Annotated in this window: 16 protein-coding genes; 5 read left to right on the top strand and 11 right to left on the bottom strand. The window is 44.1% G+C overall.

The features are described 5' to 3' along the window. Window positions 1–41: 41 nt before the first annotated feature. From B158_RS0111610 to B158_RS0111600, 3 genes are read left to right on the top strand one after another with little or no spacing between them, the layout of a single operon-like run. On the top strand, window positions 42–1,382 hold the full coding sequence (locus B158_RS0111610; protein WP_018625554.1) for a TRZ/ATZ family hydrolase: 1,341 nt from the start codon (window positions 42–44) through the stop codon (window positions 1,380–1,382). After that, on the top strand, window positions 1,379–2,098 hold the full coding sequence (gene ubiG / locus B158_RS0111605; protein ID WP_018625553.1) for a bifunctional 2-polyprenyl-6-hydroxyphenol methylase/3-demethylubiquinol 3-O-methyltransferase UbiG: 720 nt from the start codon (window positions 1,379–1,381) through the stop codon (window positions 2,096–2,098). Before B158_RS0111610 ends, ubiG begins: the two co-directional genes overlap by 4 nt. Window positions 2,099–2,116: 18 nt before the next feature. Further along, window positions 2,117–2,782: an HAD family hydrolase gene (locus B158_RS0111600; RefSeq protein WP_018625552.1), complete on the top strand. Its 666-nt coding sequence runs from the start codon at window positions 2,117–2,119 to the stop codon at window positions 2,780–2,782. Here the strand turns inward: B158_RS0111600 and B158_RS0111595 are convergent. The 3 genes from B158_RS0111595 to pdsR are packed head-to-tail and all read right to left on the bottom strand — an operon-like array spanning window position 2,772 to window position 8,543. After that, on the bottom strand, window positions 2,772–5,810 hold the full coding sequence (locus B158_RS0111595) for an EAL domain-containing protein (protein WP_018625551.1): 3,039 nt from the start codon (window positions 5,808–5,810) through the stop codon (window positions 2,772–2,774). The genes B158_RS0111600 and B158_RS0111595 overlap by 11 nt on opposite strands. Before the next feature lie 28 nt (window positions 5,811–5,838). Beyond that, window positions 5,839–7,851, bottom strand: a complete 2,013-nt coding sequence (locus B158_RS0111590) for an ATP-binding protein (protein ID WP_018625550.1) — start codon at window positions 7,849–7,851, stop codon at window positions 5,839–5,841. Further along, entirely contained in the window at window positions 7,851–8,543 is a 693-nt protein-coding gene (gene pdsR / locus B158_RS0111585) for a proteobacterial dedicated sortase system response regulator (RefSeq protein WP_018625549.1), read from the bottom strand. The genes B158_RS0111590 and pdsR overlap by 1 nt, the downstream gene beginning before the upstream one ends. A gap of 105 nt (window positions 8,544–8,648) precedes the next feature. Between pdsR and B158_RS0111580 the strand changes: the two genes are divergently transcribed. Both B158_RS0111580 and B158_RS0111575 read left to right on the top strand, forming a co-directional pair. Continuing rightward, window positions 8,649–9,398 (top strand): YciK family oxidoreductase, encoded by a 750-nt coding sequence (locus tag B158_RS0111580; RefSeq protein ID WP_018625548.1) that lies wholly within the window; start codon window positions 8,649–8,651, stop codon window positions 9,396–9,398. A 19-nt stretch (window positions 9,399–9,417) separates the two neighbouring features. Continuing rightward, complete coding sequence (locus B158_RS0111575) at window positions 9,418–10,965, top strand: Ppx/GppA phosphatase family protein (protein ID WP_018625547.1); 1,548 nt, start codon at window positions 9,418–9,420, stop codon at window positions 10,963–10,965. A gap of 15 nt (window positions 10,966–10,980) precedes the next feature. Here the strand turns inward: B158_RS0111575 and ppk1 are convergent, their stop codons facing one another. From ppk1 to B158_RS0111535, 8 genes are all read right to left on the bottom strand, one after another. Next, window positions 10,981–13,116 carry a polyphosphate kinase 1 gene (gene ppk1, locus B158_RS0111570; protein WP_018625546.1) on the bottom strand — a complete coding sequence of 712 codons (2,136 nt, stop codon included), beginning with the start codon at window positions 13,114–13,116 and terminating at the stop codon, window positions 10,981–10,983. 114 nt (window positions 13,117–13,230) lie between these two features. Beyond that, entirely contained in the window at window positions 13,231–14,034 is an 804-nt protein-coding gene (gene rluB, locus B158_RS0111565) for a 23S rRNA pseudouridine(2605) synthase RluB (RefSeq protein ID WP_018625545.1), read from the bottom strand. A 445-nt stretch (window positions 14,035–14,479) separates the two neighbouring features. Continuing rightward, window positions 14,480–15,049 (bottom strand): response regulator, encoded by a 570-nt coding sequence (locus tag B158_RS0111560; protein ID WP_026309382.1) that lies wholly within the window; start codon window positions 15,047–15,049, stop codon window positions 14,480–14,482. A gap of 118 nt (window positions 15,050–15,167) precedes the next feature. Next, window positions 15,168–16,121, bottom strand: coding sequence for an SMC-Scp complex subunit ScpB (gene scpB, locus B158_RS13120; protein ID WP_018625543.1), 954 nt, complete (start codon window positions 16,119–16,121; stop codon window positions 15,168–15,170). A 21-nt stretch (window positions 16,122–16,142) separates the two neighbouring features. Continuing rightward, window positions 16,143–17,060: a segregation and condensation protein A gene (locus B158_RS0111550; protein WP_018625542.1), complete on the bottom strand. Its 918-nt coding sequence runs from the start codon at window positions 17,058–17,060 to the stop codon at window positions 16,143–16,145. A 17-nt stretch (window positions 17,061–17,077) separates the two neighbouring features. Beyond that, complete coding sequence (locus tag B158_RS0111545; protein ID WP_407635770.1) at window positions 17,078–18,253, bottom strand: tryptophan--tRNA ligase; 1,176 nt, start codon at window positions 18,251–18,253, stop codon at window positions 17,078–17,080. 153 nt (window positions 18,254–18,406) lie between these two features. Further along, window positions 18,407–19,030: an L-threonylcarbamoyladenylate synthase gene (locus B158_RS0111540; protein WP_018625540.1), complete on the bottom strand. Its 624-nt coding sequence runs from the start codon at window positions 19,028–19,030 to the stop codon at window positions 18,407–18,409. A 37-nt stretch (window positions 19,031–19,067) separates the two neighbouring features. Beyond that, window positions 19,068–19,898: a PHP domain-containing protein gene (locus tag B158_RS0111535; RefSeq protein WP_018625539.1), complete on the bottom strand. Its 831-nt coding sequence runs from the start codon at window positions 19,896–19,898 to the stop codon at window positions 19,068–19,070. Between the last annotated feature and the right edge of the window lie 15 nt (window positions 19,899–19,913).

Below are 19,913 nucleotides of genomic sequence, written 5' to 3'. Positions count from 1 at the left end.
AATCCTGAACCCTAAGTCATTGAAATATTGAAGAGCTGGCTGTGAGTCAAACTGTTGAACAAATAATAAGCGCCAAGTGGGTCATCCCGGTAAGCAAGGATGGCAAAAAGTCGGATAAGGTTCTGAACGATTACTCCGTGGTTATCGACAAAGGACAGATTCTGGAGCTGCTGCCTACCTCGGATGTACTCGTCAAATACAATACTGACCAGCACTTTCAGCTAACCGATCACGCCCTGATTCCGGGTCTTGTCAATATCCATACTCATGCAGCCATGAGCCTGTTCAAAGGGCTGGCTGATGACCTACCACTCATGATCTGGCTGGAAAATCACATTTGGCCCGCTGAACGCCAATGGGTCAGCGATGAGTTCTGTGAAGATGGCTTAACATTGGCGATAGCGGAAATGCTTCGCTGCGGTACCACCAATTTCAATGACATGTATTTCCAGCCCAATATGACCGCGAAAGTTGCCCATAAATTAGGCATGCGTGCAACTGTCGGCATGTTGATGTTTGACTTTCCGTCGGTATGGGGTAACGGTCCTGAAGACTACCTCAAAAAAGGTCTTCAGTTGCGTGATGATTATAAACATCATGACATGATTCAGTTTGCTTTTGCCCCTCATGCGCCTTACACCGTTTCTGATGAACCGTTGAAAAAGATTGCCACGCTGAGCAATGAGCTTGCTATTCCGGTTCACATGCATGTCCATGAAACGGCACATGAGGTTAAAGAAGCTCTGAAAGCCACCGGCAAACGTCCTATTAAGCGCCTGGAAGAACTTGGGCTGATCACTCCAAACCTGATTGCAGTACATATGACCCAACTGCAGCGCGGAGAAATGGAGCTGCTTGCACAAAACGGTGTTTCGGTGGCTCACTGTCCTCAATCAAATATGAAACTGGCCAGCGGAATTTGTCCGGTACAGGAGTTAATGACCGCTGGCGTCAATATTGCCATAGGAACGGACGGCAACGCCAGTAACAATGATCTCAATATGCTGGCCGAAATGAAATCTGCAGCCCTGCTAGGAAAAGTCTTTACTGGCTCGGCGCAAGCTTGTTCAGCCCATGATATTTTGCATGCTGCAACTTATGGTGGCGCCAAAGCATTAGGACAGGAGGATATTGTTGGTTCAATCGAAGTTGGCAAGGCTGCTGACTTGACTGCCATCAACCTCAATACCATCGAATCGCAACCTGTCTATGACCCGGTATCACAAATCGTTTATACTGCAGGCCGCGAACAGGTCAGCCATGTCTGGATTAATGGTGCGATTAAACTCAACAACCAGCAATTGGTCGGCATCGACATTGATGAAGTCATTAACCGAGCCAACCACTGGAAAAATGCAATTCAAGGTCAAACCAAGTCATGAGTAATACTACAGAAAATCAAGCCAACGTCGATCAACACGAGATCAACAAGTTCGAACAGATGGCTTCCCGCTGGTGGGATAAAGAAGGTGACTTTAAACCGTTACATGACATTAATCCTTTGCGTCTGCAATTTATTCTAGACCAGGCAAATGGCCTGCAGGGGAAAAAAGTTTTAGACATAGGCTGCGGCGGCGGAATCTTAACTGAATCGATGGCCAAAGAAGGCGCTCAGGTTAGCGGCATTGATATGGGCGAAATGCCGCTTGAAGTTGCCAAACTGCATATGCTCGAATCTGGGCTAGATATCGATTATCAGAAAATTACCGCAGAAGAGTTTGCAGAAAAACATGCAGGGGAATTTGATGTCGTGACCTGTTTGGAAATGCTGGAGCATGTCCCCGACCCGTCCTCAATAATCCAAGCCTGTCGCAAATTAGTTAAACCTGATGGTCATGTATTCTTTTCAACCATCAACCGCAATCCCAAAAGCTTTTTATTCGCCATCGTTGGTGCCGAGTATATTCTGCAAATGCTGCCCAAAGGCACGCATGACTTTAAAAAGTTCATACGCCCATCGGAACTTGAAGCCTGGAGTCGTCCAGCCGGGCTACCGTTTCAAAGCATTATTGGCATGCACTACAACCCATTAACCAAAAAATACTGGTTAAGTGACAATGTGGATGTGAATTATCTGGTGCATACCAGACCGGAATAAACTGAACTTGAGACCTATATGTTAAACAATTTGCGCGCTGTTTTTTTCGATCTGGATGGTACTTTACTGGATACGGCTCCGGATATGGCTTTGGCCCTGAACATTCAGCGCGAAGTTCACGGCAAGGAGCCATTACCCTTCTCGGACATTCGCCCTTACGTTTCCCATGGCGCAGCTGCCATGCTCAGAATTGGTTTTGGGCTAGAACCAGGACACAAAGACTTCGACGAGTTTCGTAAACAATATTTGAATATTTACGCCGACAACATTGCCGTTCATACAGAACTGTTTGCGGGATTAAAAGAATTACTTAATACTCTGACTGAATCTGATATTGCATGGGGTATAGCAACCAATAAACCTGAGTTTTTAACCATTCCACTGTTAGAAGCTTTAAACTTACGAGAGTCCTGTAGCGGCCTGGTATGTGGCGATACCGTAAAGCCAACTAAGCCACACCCGAAACCACTTTTCTTTGCTGCGCAGCAGGCGGGTGTAAAGCCAGTCCAATCGGTTTATGTTGGCGATGCCTGGCGTGATATTGCAGCGGGACGCGCGGCGGGAATGAAAACGGTCGTTGCTGAATATGGCTATATTCAGCCTGAGGATAAAATTCTTGAATGGAAAGCAGATGCAGTTGCAAAGGAATCTACAGACTTGATTAAAATGCTGCTTAATCGTTAACGCTGGGTTTGGCAATTTTGAAAATGTCCATATCGATATAGCCTTTTCGCAGTAGTGGCTCAATATCTTTTGCTGATTTTGGTTTGCTGAACAGATATCCCTGGCCAAGATCACAATTGTATTTTTGTAATAAACGACATTGCTCAATCGTTTCGATACCCTCAACTAATGACACTAGTTTAAAACTCTCAGCCAGACGAATGATATTCTTTATGATTAGCTGATTGTCTTTGACCGCCTGTTCCGATGCCTGCTTTAACCCTTGAATAAAGGTCTGATCAATTTTAACCAGATCCACGGGCAGACTTGCCAAATAACTAATTGAAGAGTACCCCGTCCCAAAGTCATCCAGACTTATGCCAATCCCTAAGTCCGACAATTGGCGAAGTGTGTGAACTGAGTGCTCCATATTTGCCATCGCTGCACTTTCAGTTATCTCGATATCAAGAAGCGTACTGTCGACCTGATACTTTTCAAGCGAGCTTCTGATGTCAGCTTCAAATCCTTCTCGTTGGATATCTCTCGCTGATAAATTAACAGCGATTCGAGTATTTAAACCTTTTTCTGCCCAATCCTTAATTTGCTTAACAGCATTCTCTACAACCCAACTGGTCAGTTTGTAGATAAGGCTATTGGCCTCTGCAATGTTAACGATGGTTTGCGGTGAAACATATCCATTTTGCGGATGATTCCAGCGCAATAAAGCTTCTACCGACTCGATGACTCCCGTTCTTAAACAGACCTTTGGCTGGTAAAACAACTCCAGTGCTTCATCATCTATCGCCTGAACAAGCTCTCTCTCAAGGTTTATTCTATAGCGGATGCTCTCGCTATCCTGCGGTTGGAAGAAGGTATACTGTGTACTCAGGTTTTTAACTCGACCTACTGCTACTTCCGCCCTGCTCAACAAGTCTTCAGCGTTATCAGCATCCTCAGGATATCTTGCAATGCCTGCTCGTAAAGATACTTTAAGATCCAGATCTCCTATCCGAATAATGTTGTCAAATGAATCTAAAATTCGTTCTACCAACTGTGAAATTTCAAAGGGGTTCTGCTCGGTCAACACTACTGCAAACTCATCGTTACCGGAACGTGCAATCAAATCAAACTCATCCAGGTTCTCACGAATGATTCGCGCCACATAATGCAATACCTGATCACCAACCCAGTGCCCCATAGCATTATTAATACTATTCAATTGCACAATATCAAAATAAACTAGGCTTATTGATAATGGTCCATTTTTGGATTTTTTAATTTGTCGCTCAATCTGTTGTCGCAAAAAATTACGGTTCGGCAACTCGGTTAGTGAGTCATAATTTGATATTTTATAAATCGATTGTTCTGCGCTTTTTTTGTGGCTGATATCTCTGAAATTACTGATAATGCCATTAACCACTGGATCACCCAGCAGGTTTATTAGAGTGTTTTCAACCCAGATTACATCACCATCTTTTTTTACCAGACGATAATCAGGAATCCGGTAAATCTGATTGGGATGAGCTATAACCCAATGCCATGCTTTACGCACCAGCTCAACGTCACTTGGAAAGATAAAGTCAATCCCAGTTTTGTGTTTCACGTCTTCTGACTTATAACCCAGTAGCTTCTCTACGCTGTTAGAGAGAAACTGAACCTTGCCCTTTTCATCATAAAGCACAATACCATCAAAAGCATTTTCAACCAGAGCCCGGTAATATTCTTCTTTATTTATGAGTTCGCGTTCCATGGCTTTACGATGGGTGATGTCACTGATTGTTCCAACCTCAATCAATGGCAACCCCTGTTCGGTACGCTTAACAATTTTACAATGATTTTTTAACCAGACCCATTCGCCATTAGCATTCTTAAACCGACCCTCTGACTTAATCACTTCATCAGAGTTTGAGTTCATGATTTTATCACTACGAGTTTCCAAGGTATGAGAATCGTCAGGGTGAATAATTTCCAGTATAGAACTCCAGCTTTCGAATCTGTCCTCTTCATAGCCAAGGTATCGGGCAAAGCGATCGGCACCATCAATGATTAGATCTCTCTCAAAATCATAAACATAGATGACGTCCGGTGAAGTATTGATAATATCCTGCATGAAGCGTTTTGAAGTATCCAATTCATTCAGAACTTGCTGACGCTTTGACACATCTCGCGCTACCGCAATAATATTGTCATCGGTAAGTAAACCTACCTTTACCTCGACAGGGAAAACGCTGCCATCTTTTCTCTGATGTTTACATTCCACCACGACAGGCTCACCGGGTCGCAAGCGTTTGTAAAATTCAGTCCCACTGTTGATTCCCTGGCCACTTTCAATATCGATATCTTTTACCCGCATCTGCAGTAATTTTTCTCGTGAATAACCGAGAGATAAAACTGCTTGCTGATTTACATCAAGAAATCGACCGGATTGATCATGTATAAAAATACTGTCACTGGCCTGCTCCATTAAATTACGATAAAAAACCTCTTTGTCGCGCAGTTTTTTCTCGTCAAATTTTAGCTTCTCGATAGTTAGATGGAGTTTTTCTTCAGTCTTGTGTTGTTTAATGAGGTAGGAAACCATTGATGCGATTGTTTCGACATACTGGGCATCTTCTTCACTAAAAAAGGATTTGTCTGGATGCTCCAGATCGATAACACCAATCAGCTCGTCTGCCAAAAGAATAGGAACACAAAGTTCTGAATAATTCTTTTGAAGATCCTGCACGAAAATACTGCTCTGATCGGTGTCATCTACTTTCGTAGTGCGCTGAGTCTGTGCAGTATGACCAATAATGCCAGCACCAAGCTTTACGGGTTTGAGTTTAAAGGATTCTTTTTCGCTGACACCCTGTTTACGGTAGGAATAACAGATTAGCTCCTGATGACTGGACTCATAGATAAATAGCGCGCAATCAAAACTTTTCAGCTGGGAATAGATATGATCAACAATACAATCAAGCATAGCCTGCAAGTCATTAGCCTTAGCGATGCCTGTTGCAAGTTGTTGAATTGATATTAGATGATTGGTTTTAATTGACTCAAATTCCATACCCTACCCTCATCCCCATCATAATACCTTAGGGAGATGCGGTAAAATGTTTATTTCTCCAGACAATATTAATGGTTACCCCGGTTCCATCAATCTGATTTTCAGCATTAACTTTTGCCCCATGAAAACTGGCAATCAGCCGTGCAACATATAAACCTAGCCCCAGATGTTGGTTGCTATGCTTACGGCTGGAGTGCATGAGACTGAAAACATCATGCAGATGCTTACGCGCTATAGTTGGCCCACCATTACTGACACTTAGCACTAACTGCCTATCTTTGCGCTTTAAGGCAATTTGTATTGGCCGAGTTTTATTATCAAAGTCGACCGCATTTGAAATCAATTTATCCAGCATCTGAACAAATAAGTCCTTAGAACCTAACACCCGGGCTTCCTCTAAGTCACTTACCAGCTCAAACTCATGTTCATGCCAGTTGGTACGATAGGCCAGCACCAGATCTTTGAGTACTGGTAACATATCAAAAGGCTCTTTATCTGCACTGCGAATCGCCTGTTCTAATTTATTGGCTTCGCTTAATCGGCTGATTGTCTGACTCATCCGCACTGCGCCAGACTGTGCATTATCAATAAGTTGCAGCTCATCTTCAGACAAACTGTCACGATTTATGTTATCCAGCGAGCTTCGAATGATAGCGATAGGCGTTCTAAGCTCATGATTAAGCCGCGATACCAGTTTTTCCTGATAATCATGATACTGCTTAAGACGATTGGTCAGGAGCGAGAAACTATTGGTCAGATCCGACACTTCATCATCGAATTCTTCATCCATATCAATAACATAACGTATCTGACCTTCTTCGCTGATTGAGCCTTCAGTTAAATCCCGAAGCTCCATGATTCTGCGACTATAGCGACGACTTTGCTTAACCAACCACCAGACAAAAAGCCCCCATACTAATCCAAGCAACAACAGGAAGCGTAGCCAGAAATCTCTCAGCTGTAGTTTTTCATTAACAGGAGAAGACTCCAGGATCATGGCTCCAACCAACTGATTATTGCTGTAAAGCGGTTTGTAGACGCGGGAAAACGCCGATAGTTGAGAACTATTAACCACTTCGGTCTGTGTACGGCCTGTGAAGGCTAAATCAAGGCTGACGCTGGAGATACTTTTCTTACCAAGCAAGCTATCACTTAACTTTTCCTGAGTTGCCGATGACCAGATCCGATTTCGCCAGTTGGAACGAATATCAGTATGCAACTGACCAAATTGATAAAGAACTTCGCCCTGATTATTGGTCAATGTCAGCCGATACATCTCAGGCTCAAGCAGACTAAGCACACCGCTTTGCAAACGGCTATGCAGACTTAAGGACTCGAAATTGGTAAAGGAATAGATACCCTGCAGTGCCACACCGCTTTGTGCGCGATCAATATCAGTAATCTCAGCTGAAATGGTTTTACCTACCAGACTTTGCGGGATCCTAAATTCTAACTGGTACCCTTCCGTCCTTTCCTGCCAGACGGCATAAACCGGGGTAACTTCTCGATAACCATCAGCGGTTTGTCTGAGGGCAGGCACTTTACCTGGTGCCATTGGTAAAAACTGCATCTGATAGGCGCCAAGCACTAGCGTAATTTTGTCCGACAAGCCAACCAGATCTAATCTTTCCCGATAAACAATGGAGTTATCTTCGACTTCAAACAGCCCATAAACAAAATCTTTGTCTTCAATCAGAGTCAGGCTGGCATTTTGTCCAAAGTTACGGATGACAGTACTCGCTGACTGATAGGGATACCACTCATCGGAATAACCGTCGACCAATAGCGCGGTTTCTTTTAAGGCTATTGGGAACTGCTTTTGCTGGTTAGTATTGAGAAACTGCTGCTGGAGACTGCGGTCGGTTTGCAACAACTGATTAATAAAGCCCGACATGATCTGGGCCTGTTCTTCAGTCTGTGTCAGAGCATTACGCTCTATATCTTTTTCAAACTTTGCCAATAACAGCCAGCTGATCAGCGGAATCAATATAAATAAAAGACTCAGCAGAAGCAGACGACTGGTTAAGGACAAAGAATTCATTAACGATGATTCCAGCGGTACCCCATTCCATATACTGTCTCAATTGCATCAAACTCCTTGTCGATACGCTGAAACTTCTGACGGATTCGCTTGATATGCGAAGTTATCGTACTGTCATCAACCACTGCTTTTACCGCCTGCATTAATTGATCTCGATTCTTAACGTGGCCAGGCTTCTGTGCCAAAGCATTTACAATCCAAAACTCACTGACCGTTAAGTCGACCGGCTGACCTTTCCAGCTAAGCCCTAAGCGCTCATTATCAATCTCAAGATCACCGACCGTTTGCACGCTATTTCCAGCACCCGGCGTATTAATGGTATCAAGGCGACGGAACAATGCCGATATCCTCGCCAGCAGATGCGGCATGCTGATATCTTTGGTTAAATAATCATCAGCCCCCAGGCGTAATCCTGAAATAATGTCAAAGTCGCTATCTAGGGCAGTCAGGAAAATGATAGGCAATTGTGATGATTGTTGGCGCAAATTACGACAGACTTCAAAACCAGCTTCAGGCTCATCTCCCAGTCCAATATCCAATAACACCAGATCTGGCAAGCGTGTACTGAAAGCAGTAGTCGCCTCTTTCTTAGTGCCATAAACCATGACTTCATAGCCAGCTTTCTTCAAAGCCATGCTGTAGTTTTGCTGTAAAATGGGTTCGTCTTCAACTAAAGCGATACGTTTTGCCATATTGCGCTGAGCCTTATTTTCGCAGGTTACTGCGGACTATTCGTTAAACATTAAGTAAGGTAGAATACCTGAATTCCTTAAACCAATCTATTGTAAGAAGATTTCATGCAAGATTATCAAGCCGCACCTGATTTATTAAAGAATAAAGTGATTTTAGTAACAGGCGCAACTGCTGGTATTGGCAAAGAATTAGCCATGACCTATGCCAAACATGGAGCCACAGTCGTTCTCCTGTCGCGAGATACTCGCAAGCTGGAGAAGGTTTACGATGAAATTGAAGCTGCAGGCTATCCGCAACCTGCATTCCTGCCGGTCAATCTGCAGAATAATGACCCTCAACAGTATCAACAAATTGCAGAAGTGATTGAAAAGGAATTTGGCCACCTTGATGCACTTGTCCACAATGCCGGTGATTTAGGTTTACTAGCTCCAATTGAGCATTTTGATGAAGAAACCTGGTTTCGTGTCATGCAGGTTAATGTTAATGCAGAGTTCCTGTTAACCAAATATTGCATTCCATTGCTGCGAAAATCAGACGATGCATCAATACTATTCACTTCATCAGGTGTCGGTCGCCAAGGACGCGCATACTGGGGAGCTTATGCAGTATCCAAGTTTGCCACAGAAGGTATGATGCAGGTTTTGGCAGATGAGCTGGAGAGTGCACACATTCGTGTTAATAGCATCAATCCAGGAGCTACTCGCACTAAGATGCGAGCGAATGCCTACCCAGGTGAAGACCCCAATACACTACCAACACCAGCAGACCTGATGCCAGCATACTTGTGGTTAATGGATAGCAAAGCTTGCCCCAAGACCGGACAGGCTATCAATGCTCGGGATTTTATTAAGTAACTATCGTTAAGGACTTCATTTGACTTTCGAGGGACTCACAGAAGAAGCCATCAAGGAGCAGTTCGAATCTGCGGAACAGGCTCAGCCAGTTCAATATGCAGCTATCGACCTTGGCTCAAACAGCTTTCATCTGGCCATCGCAGAATACGATGGCCACTCCTTCAGAGTCATAGGACGCCTAAAAGAAAAAGTTCAACTGGCCAATGGTCTGGATGACAACGATATATTATCCGAAGAAGCTATCGAGCGCGGACTGAATTGCCTGAAACTATTCCAAGAGCGCATTAAAAATATTCCAGCAAAGTTCACCAAAGTAGTCGCCACCTATACCCTGCGTGAAGCAAAAAATGCTAAGGCCTTTGTTGAACCCGCAGAGATGATTCTAAACAACCCAATCGAAATTTTACCGGGTAAGGAAGAAGCGCGATTAATATATGACGGTGTCTCACATTATCATCCTGATATTGAAACTGCTTTAGTTGTGGATATTGGGGGCGGTAGTACTGAAATTATTTTAGGTGACAAGTTTGAACCTATTAATCTGGATAGCTTATCTATTGGCTGTGTGACCTATCAACGTTACTTTCCCAATGGTGAAATTAGCGAAAAAAACTTCAAGCAGGCGATATTGGCCGCAGCTGCAGAAATTTCACGCATAGAAAAACGCTATCTTTCGAGCAGTTGGAAACACTGCCTTGGTTCTTCTGGAAGTATTGAAGCGGTTTATAAGGTTCTCGTTGAGCTGGGGTTTGATGAAGGGTTTATCCGGTCTGAGCACCTACAGTTAATTAAAGATAAACTGATTGAAATGGGGCATATTGATGATATTAATTTCAGTAGCCTCTCCCTCAGCCGACAAAATACATTTGCAGTTGGCCTGGCCATTCTCATAGCGCTGTTCCAGGAATTGAACATTGATAAGATGTATGTGGCGAATGGCTCGTTGCGCGAAGGGATTCTGATTGAGCTTGCAGAAGAACTTAAGGGTAATGATAATCGACATCATACTGCCCTGTCTCTGATGAGCCGATTTAACGTAGATCAGGAATATGCCATTCAGGTTAAGAACGCCGCTCAGCATATTTTTGACCAGGTTGCTGATATTTGGGAAATTAACAATCCTATCTACAAAAATTATCTGGATTGGGCCTGCCTGCTTCACGAGATTGGTCTATCCATCAGCTTCTCTAAGTTACGCCTGCACAGCGCATACATTGTTCAATACGGTGATATGCCGGGCTTTAGTCAGCAAACCAAAGAGTCCCTTGCAGCAGTAATCGCCAACCAACGAAAGAAGCTTTACCCTGAACAATTCGACAATAAATATGACCCAGCATGTGCCCTGTTAGCTATTACGCAAATTTTAAGGCTAGCAATATTATTGAACATTAAGCGAGACCATGTGGATATTTCTGAACTGCAGTTCGAAGCTATTAGCTGTAACCAACTGACCATCCGCATTCCACAACAATGGGCATACAAGCACCAATTACTATTGGCAGAATTAAGCAAAGAAAAAGCCTATCTGGAATATCACAAGATCTCACTAGACTGGACTATTGAGTAGCGGTTTCAATTTTTTTCAGGATAGTTTGGATAAAAGAAGATCGTGTAACTTTTTACTGTTTTTAATATGACTGAAATGATATTGACCATCAGCATGCAAGTGCCAACTTTGAACCCTTTCAGAAGTCATTAATTTTAACTCTTTTATAACCTGCTGTTTCGCGGAATCAGACAGTATAGGAAAACAGGTTTCTACTCGATAATACAAATTACGTTCCATCCAGTCGGCTGATGCGGCATAAACATTTTCACTACCATCTGCATAAAAATAATAAATGCGTGAATGCTCAAGGAAGCGACCAATGATGGAGATAACCTCAATATTGTCAGAAATGCCTTCGATACCCGGGCGTAAACAGCACACACCACGAACTATTAATTTCACTTTAACACCTGCAACTGACGCTCTGTATAAAGCTTCAATTAAAGACTGGTCGGTTAAAGAGTTAACTTTGATGATGATCCCACTTTTCTTTCCAGCAAGTGCATTTTCAGTTTCTATCTGGATGGCCTGCATGATGTTGTCATGAAGAGTAAAAGGCGCATGCCACAGCTTATGCAGCTGATACACTTTACCCATACCCGTTAACTGCTGGAAAACTTTATGAACATCTTCGCAAATCTCAGGGTCACTGGTCAGTAAACTGTAATCGGTGTATAGCCTTGCATTTCCCGCATGATAGTTACCGGTGCCCAGATGAGCAAAACGTGTTAAATGTTTTTTCTCACGCTTAACAACCAGCGTCATTTTGGCATGAGTTTTATAACCTACGACGCCGTAAACAACCAGTACACCAGCTTCCTGTAATTTCTGAGCCAGCTCAATATTGGATGCTTCATCAAAACGAGCCCGCAACTCAACAACGGCTGTGACTTCCTTACCTGATTGCGACGCTTCTATCAAAGCCTCCACAATGGCAGACTGACTTCCGGTACGATACAGCGTTTGCTTTATTGCCAGCACTTCTGGATCGCTTGCTGCCTGACGCACAAAATCAATGACTGGCTGAAAACTTTGATAGGGGTGATGCAACAGGACATCACGTTCTGTGACAACATCAAAGACACCACGACGCTGGATATCATCAGGAACTTTCGGAGTGAAACCACTAAACTTTAAGTCAGGACGTTCCACTAGATCTGGAAGCGATATCAATCGATTTAAATTTACTGGGCCGTTAACGCGGTATAAATCATCAGCAGTTAAATTACATTTTTGTAATAAAAAGTTGACGATTTTATTTGGGCAAGACTCTCCAACTTCCAAACGGACTGCCGCGCCAAAATTTCGCGATTGTAGTTCACGCTTGAGAGCACTGGCTAAATCTTCTATCCCCTTTTCCTCTAACAGCAAATCACTGTCACGAGTGAGGCGGAATTGATAACATCCACTAATTTCCATGCCAGGGAAAAGGTCTTCTGCAAACTCGGAAATAATTGCAGACAAGTAGACAAAGTTATGGCCGTCGCTGCCACCAATCTTTTCTGGCAATTCAATGATACGTGGAAGCGAGCGAGGCATGTGCAAAACCGCGAACTCAAGATCGCGACCAAAGGCATCATTGCCATGAAGGTGCAGCAGAAAGTGTAAACTTTTATTGACCAAACGTGGAAATGGATGCGTAAGGTCTAAACTAATTGGACTGATTACTGGAGTGACCTGCTGTTTAAAGTACTTTTTTAGCCACTTGTATTGCTCATCGTCCCAATGTTTCGGAGACAGAAAGTGAATATTTTCTTCCGCAAGCTTGGGCAATAATTCCTGATTGAAAATTCGATACTGCTCTTCAACAAGCTTATGGGCCTGTTCATTGACCTGACGCAATACTTCTTCTGTTGAAAGGCCGTTAAGTCCAGGTCTTGCTTCACCACGTGCGAGACTATGACGCAAACCCGCCACGCGGACTTCGAAGAATTCATCCAGGTTATTACTACAGATAAAAATAAAGCGCATCCGCTCTAGCAGTGGAATCGATTGATCTAAGGCCTGTTGTAAAACACGCCAATTGAATGCCAGCAAACTAAGTTCCCGGTTTAGATAATACTCAGGATTGTTTAAAGACATTTTGTTTAAATCATCCATAGACAAGGCAGTCTGTTGTGCCCTGTCATCGATATTAACGGTGGATGATTTACCTGCTGCGGATCCCATAGCTTTCCTTGAAATACATTAGCTTGCAGTAACTTCTTCATATTACCTGCAATCTGCAAGGAAAAGCTAGGGACTAATATGACATTTTGACGATATCGAAATCGGTAATAGTAGTTATCGTTTTTTCCAGACGTTCTTTTGTTGGCGTTTTTTGACTTCTGGCTGCGCGCGGCGAGGAGTAACTTCTAGCTGAACCAGTTTTGCCAAATCCCTGATTTCTTGTTCGTCCAGGTCAATCCAACGCCCACGACTCAATCGTTGTGGCAAGTTTATTGGCCCATACTGAATACGCATGAGTCGAGAAACTTCCAGGCCTTGTGATTCCCACAATTTACGGACCTCACGGTTCTTACCTTCGGCTAAGCCAACCTCGTACCATGTATTGGCACCTTCACCACCTTTTTCCTGCACATAGGTAAATTGGCACATATCACCTTCAATCAAGACACCTTTCTTGAGGTTATTGATCATTTCAGGAGTCACTTCACCATGTACACGTACGGCATATTTACGCTCCACCTGATATGAAGGATGCATCAAGCGATGTGCCAACTCCCCATTATTGGTAAACAATAAAAGTCCTGTGGTATTGATATCCAGTCGACCGATACTAATCCAGCGACCAAAACTGGTTTTCGGTAAATTATCGAATACTGTTGGACGTCCTTCAGGATCTTTCTTGGTTGAAACTTCTCCTAAAGGCTTGTTGTAAGCCAATACTCGGGTGTAGGTTTCTTCGGATGATTTAATATTGATAATACGGCCATCAACTCGAATCGTATCCTTGTCCGTGGCACGCTCACCCAACTTTGCAATTGAGCCATTAACACTAACACGACCACCCTCAATCCATTTTTCAATTTCACGACGTGAGCCTAAGCCAGCATTAGCAAGAATTTTCTGTAGTTTTTCAGACATGATGTTACCGCTTCAAGAATATAGCCGCATTTTAAGGGCTATAGAGGTATCAGTCGAGGGATATCAAGAAACAATTGTTCTTAAAAGGTGGTTATGGACTTGCCTTAAACTTAAAAAGCCTAACGTTTAGCAACAATTACCCCTTATATTGAGCTAAGACACGTACAAAATGTAGCAATCAAAATCGTGGATGATTTTGATAAGAATTTTCAGCACAAGGATGTGGTGTAAATTCTGGTGCGTTAAGTATTTTGGGAGTGGCGCGGGAAGTCACACGAAGTGTGGCCTCAATATCGGGGTGGTCTTCTTTTGGTTACTTTTCTTGACCACGCAAGAAAAGTAACTCGCCGAGTGGCGAAACTTTGAGCATTAGGAATGTACTAAAATAACATGTATTCCCGCCTTCGCGGGAATGACAACTTGAGAATCAAAACAATTGCTAAGCTTAAACAGCGGCTTTTGCTCTAAATCCTGTGCGTCTTAACACGCAATCTTCATCTAGTAGTCGTTCTATGCGTTTAAAGACTTCAAGACGATTGAAAGGTTTGCGCATAAAGTCATCAGCACCGATGCGTTCTGCGTAGTAGGTTTCAGTAGCCTGAACGTTGCCACTGATCATGATGACTGGGATATCTCGGGTACGAGGATCTTTGCGTAATTGGCGTAACGCAGCAAAGCCATTGATGCCAGGAAGTACGATATCCAAGAAAATTAAATCTGGTTTTTCTCGAAGTGCTATTTCAAGACCTTTCTCTGCATCCAATGCTGGATAGACATCGTAATGGTTCTGAAGAAGCATTTTGCGAAGGGTAACCTGAATGGTTTTAGAGTCATCAATGACCAGGATTTTGCTACCAGGTGCAGCGTTGCGACGACGTCTAGTGCGACGCTCAACGGTTAGACTTCCGTCTGCAGCCTGCTTTAATACTTGTTGATTATCCGAATCGTCACTGCGCCCTAATCCACCAATTTGACGGTGATCTACCAAAGTGCGCAATCTGTTTATAATGTTCAATGTTACCCCCGACTTGATTTACATGGCCACTAACATTTTCGAAAGTGGCTGTAAAACTTGGGGCCATTATAATTTTTAGAAATATTAAAAACCTAGATCCAATTATCAATTAGGCTAATTAATGGATCGAATAAGTTGATTTTTGTTCCGAATCTGTGTCCAAACTCTCATCTTCCAGCTCGTCATTGAAGCTGTCAGCCTGATCATCATCTTGATAGTCATCCTCGTAGCCAATGCCCTCAACTGAATCTGATGTGGTATCTGTGCCATCAATCTCTGTCCCATCAAACTCAGACTGTAGGTCGTCTACTGACTCTATTCCTTCCGAATGACCATCCTCAGCCAATGTTTCTTCGGCTTCTTCAATACCTTCGTAACCTTGCTCGCCTGCATCTGGATCGACAGCTTCCGGACCAACAGTCTCAGGATCGGGATCAACAGCAACTGTATCTTCAGCATTATCATTATTGCTAGTAGCGTCAGCAGAATCACTAGCGCTATCAGTCTCGTCATCACCATCAAACTTCAACTCTGGGTTGAGATTATCCAAATCTTTAAGTTCGGACAATGAAGGTAACTCATCGAGGCTTTTGAGATTAAAGTAATCGAGGAAACTTTTTGTGGTCGCGTAAAGAGCTGGCTTTCCGGGGACATCGCGATGCCCTACCACTCTAATCCACTCACGTTCCAATAAGGTCTTGATAATAGAAGAACTAACACTGACGCCGCGTACCTGCTCAATATCACTACGAGTGGTTGGCTGACGGTAGGCAATCAAGGACAAAGTCTCTAGCAATGCACGTGAATATCTAGCTGGACGCTCTTCCCATAAGCGGGCAATCCACTCGGCATACTCTTGGCGAGCCTGGTAACGATAGCCACTGGCCACTTCGACCAGCTCAATACCTCGCCCTTCTGCTTCCTGCTGAAGTTGCTCAAGAGCTTTCTTAATTTGCTCTGGCTTGATTTTTTCATCTTCTGCGAACAGCTCCATAATCTTGTCTTTAGACAAAGAGCTACCGGCGGCAAGAAGCGAAGCTTCAATAATGCGAACGATTTTTTCTTGATTCATACTCACTGCCAATCAATCCAATTAGTCGACCGTTGGCTCAATATCAGCCAACCTGTCCTCAACCGTTTCAGAGTCATCTTCCCCTTCGACACCAGAGCTGATCTTAGCTCTGACATGAATTGGGCCATAACCTTCGGTTTGTATAATTTCTAACAATGATTCTTTAGCCAACTCCATAATGGCCAGGAAAGTCACCACCACACCCATACGCCCTTCTTCGACATTAAACAATTGAGAAAAGTCACAGAAGCTCTGCGCTGAAAGGCGTTCAAGAACATGTCCCATCTTCTCTCTGACTGACAAGGCCTCGAACTGAATATGGTGGCTGGAAAACATTTCTGCACGACGTAAGACATCACGAAGGGCGAGCAGAAGCTCTTTCATCTCTACATCAGGATCAGGCTTTACGATATTGAGCTGTGGCTTTTTAGCGCTGACCGCAAAATTATCACGCCCCATTCGCGGTAACTCATCAATATCCTCTGCCGCCTGCTTAAACTGCTCGTACTCCTGTAATCGACGTATCAAGTCTGCGCGCGGATCATCTTCGTCTTCATCCTCATCTTTTGGACGCGGCAATAATACACGACTTTTGATTTCTGCCAGCATCGCTGCCATAACCAGATATTCGGCAGCCAATTCAAGGTGTAGAACCTTCATCAGCTCCACATACTCCATGTACTGCTCGGTAATATGAGCAATCGGAATATTAAGAATATCGAGGTTTTGGCGCTTAATCAGATAGAGCAATAAATCGAGCGGCCCTTCAAAAGCTTCTAGAAAGACTTCTAGTGCATCTGGAGGAATGTAGAGATCTTTTGGGAAATCTTCGACTTGTTGACCGTCAACCAGCGCAAAGGGCATCTCTTCCTGAAGATGTCCGGCTTCTGGTGAATGCTCGTTGGCATCCGTAAGCTGTTCGCTGGTTGGTTCGCTCATAATGACCACTTCATTTGTTATTTGTAAGAAAGGCCCATCGATTGACGGACATCGTCCATCGTTTCCCGCGCCACATCTCGTGCACGCTCAGAACCTTCAGATACGATATTACGCACTATTTCAGGACTTTCCTGGTATTCCTTGGCACGCTCAACAAAAACCTGCTGCTCTGCACATACCGCGTCAATTACCGGTCCCTTACAATCAATGCATCCTATACCTGCACTGGTGCACCCTTTCTGTACCCACTCTTTGACTTCATCTGAAGAGTAGATTTTGTGGAATTCCCACACAGGGCAGTTTTCAGGATTACCCGGATCAGTACGACGAACTCGCGCAGGGTCAGTCGGCATGGTTTTAATTTTCTTCTCAACAGATTCACGCGGCTCGCGCATGGCAATCGCGTTGCCGTAAGACTTGGACATTTTCTGTCCATCCAGACCTGGCATTTTTGAAACCGGCGTTAACAAAGCCTGTGGTTCAGGAAGAATAATCTTCCCTTCGCCATCGAGATAACCATAGAGTCGCTCACGGTCATTAATCGATATATTGGCCTGAGACTCTACCAGTGCCTGAGCGGTTTCCAGCGCTGACTGGTCACCTTCCTGTTGGAACTTCTTACGCAAGCTGTTGTAAAGCTTGGCGTTTTTCTTACCCATCTTTTTAATGGCTTCGGTGACCTTTTCTTCAAATCCAGGCTCTTTGCCATAGAAATGGTTAAAACGACGAGCTGCTTCACGAGTCATTTCAACGTGCGGCACCTGGTCCGCACCAACCGGCACATTGCCTGCACGGTAAACCAAAATATCAGCTGCCTGTAACAATGGGTAACCCAAAAAGCCATAAGTGGATAAGTCTTTGTTTTGTAACTTTTCCTGCTGCTCTTTATAGGTCGGAACTCGCTCCAGCCAACCTAAAGGCGTTACCATCGACAATAATAAATGTAATTCAGCATGCTCGGGGACTTTAGACTGTACAAAAATAGTCGCCGCAGTCGGGCTAATACCCGCAGCCAGCCAATCAAGAACCGTATCCCACACATATTCTTCTATGCGAGCCGTATCATCGTAATTGGTGGTCAGGGCGTGCCAGTCGGCAACCATGAAAAAGCACTCATACTCATGCTGCATTTGTGCCCAATTCTTTAAAACCCCGTGATAATGTCCCAAATGCAAAGGGCCGGTAGGACGCATTCCAGATAAAACGCGCTTCTGGCCAACAGTAATAGAACTCAAAGAAATACCCTTATAATTATGTCGAAATAGTAAAAATAATAAGACTGCCCATTATAACGAGATCGTTAAAAAAGGCCATGCATAATAAGTTGTAGCGCTACTCAGCCAAACTTACTCAAAAACTGTCGCATCACCTGCACCATAGCGAATGATTTCCGGATAGCCGCTAGTCATGTCGACAACGGTTGTTTCTTCATGACCACAATAACCGCCGTCAATAACCGCATCAACGCGGCCGTCCAACTCATCGAAAATTTCATGAGGTGCAAGCACTGAACCTTCGTCCTGCCCGGGAAGAATCAAGCTGGTGTTCATCATAGGTTCGCCAAGTGCTTCAAGAATTGCCTGAGCAATGGCGTTGTCTGGCACACGAATACCTATAGTTTTCTTTTTTGGATGCTTAAGTCGGTTTGGCACTTCTGCAGTTGCACGCAGGATAAATGTATAAGGCCCTGGCGTATTATTTTTAATCATACGAAAAGCAGTATTATCAACTCGCGCATAGAAAGCCAGTTCCGATAAATCCCGACAGACCAGAGTAAAGTTATGGTTCTTCTCTAGATCCCGAATCTGGCGAATGCGATCAAGAGCCCTCTTATCGCCAATGTGACAACCCAGCGCATAACCTGAGTCGGTTGGATAGACGACAACACCGCCATTACGGATGATAGCAACGATCTGGCTGATGAGTCGTGGCTGTGGGTTTTCGGGATGTATTTCAATCAGTTGCGTCATAATTTATCTTAAGAGTCTGTTGACCATAGTTGTTCGGTTACTGCCACGCTTCCCATACAGGTGTGACATTATCAGGCATCGGAGGAAATTTCCCCAGTAAGGCCCAGGGCTTATCCGGCGAATGGAAGTCTGACCCCTGTGAGGCAAGCAGGTTATACTTTTGCACCCAGTTTGCCAATAGGTTTTTCTTGCCCGGATGTATATTAGGATAACACACCTCAATTGCCTGGCCGCCCATTCGCTGAAAGGCTTGAATCAGCTCATGCAGTTGGTTTGAGCCCATCTTATATCGCGTGGGGTGGGCCAATACAGGAACGCCTCCCGCCTGCTTAATAATGGCAATGGCGTCTTCCAGCTCAAACCAGTCATCTTTGACAAACGCCTTGCCACCTTTAGCCAGATACTTTTTAAAGGCGTTAGTAAAATTGTTGACGACTCCTTTATCCAGTAAGTACTGAGCCAAATGAGTTCGGCAGACCATATTCTGTTCTTGTAACATGGTTTCAACATCTTCAACCGCCTGTTCTACGCCAGCTTTTTGCATCTTATGGGCCATTTCCAGCGCTCTTGTATGACGTTTCTGCTGCTGAAGCTTTAAAAATGAAGATAAGCCTGAGTGTTCAGGATCAATATTTAAGCCAACAATATGCAGGGTATGTTTGCCCCACCCCGCGGAGATCTCAACGCCTTCAATGATTTTTAGGTCGAAGCCCTGAGGCTGCTTGCGCAACGCCAAAACACCAGCCACAGAGTCATGATCCGTAATTGCCAGCTCATCGACGCCACGCTCAACGGCCAGCTCAACGAGCTCCAATGGCGAGAGACTGCCGTCAGATGCATGAGTATGGTTATGTAAGTCTCTTAACACGTATGAATACCACTA

The organism is Kangiella aquimarina DSM 16071, from assembly GCF_000374105.1.
Taxonomy (GTDB): domain Bacteria; phylum Pseudomonadota; class Gammaproteobacteria; order Enterobacterales; family Kangiellaceae; genus Kangiella; species Kangiella aquimarina.
Note: the sequence above shows the minus strand (reverse complement) of the source record. Positions and strands in the feature narration are given on the sequence as shown.

Coding starts and splice junctions, on each gene's coding strand:
- B158_RS0111540 (WP_018625540.1), bottom strand. CDS start 19,030: ATGACGCAACTGATTGAAATACATCCCGAAAACCCACAGCCACGACTC.
- B158_RS0111600 (WP_018625552.1), top strand. CDS start 2,117: ATGTTAAACAATTTGCGCGCTGTTTTTTTCGATCTGGATGGTACTTTA.
- B158_RS0111595 (WP_018625551.1), bottom strand. CDS start 5,810: ATGGAATTTGAGTCAATTAAAACCAATCATCTAATATCAATTCAACAA.
- rluB (WP_018625545.1), bottom strand. CDS start 14,034: ATGTCTGAAAAACTACAGAAAATTCTTGCTAATGCTGGCTTAGGCTCA.
- ubiG (WP_018625553.1), top strand. CDS start 1,379: ATGAGTAATACTACAGAAAATCAAGCCAACGTCGATCAACACGAGATC.
- B158_RS0111590 (WP_018625550.1), bottom strand. CDS start 7,851: ATGAATTCTTTGTCCTTAACCAGTCGTCTGCTTCTGCTGAGTCTTTTA.
- B158_RS0111545 (WP_407635770.1), bottom strand. CDS start 18,253: ATGCGTCCTACCGGCCCTTTGCATTTGGGACATTATCACGGGGTTTTA.
- pdsR (WP_018625549.1), bottom strand. CDS start 8,543: ATGGCAAAACGTATCGCTTTAGTTGAAGACGAACCCATTTTACAGCAA.
- ppk1 (WP_018625546.1), bottom strand. CDS start 13,116: ATGGGATCCGCAGCAGGTAAATCATCCACCGTTAATATCGATGACAGG.
- B158_RS0111580 (WP_018625548.1), top strand. CDS start 8,649: ATGCAAGATTATCAAGCCGCACCTGATTTATTAAAGAATAAAGTGATT.
- B158_RS0111550 (WP_018625542.1), bottom strand. CDS start 17,060: ATGAGCGAACCAACCAGCGAACAGCTTACGGATGCCAACGAGCATTCA.
- scpB (WP_018625543.1), bottom strand. CDS start 16,121: ATGAATCAAGAAAAAATCGTTCGCATTATTGAAGCTTCGCTTCTTGCC.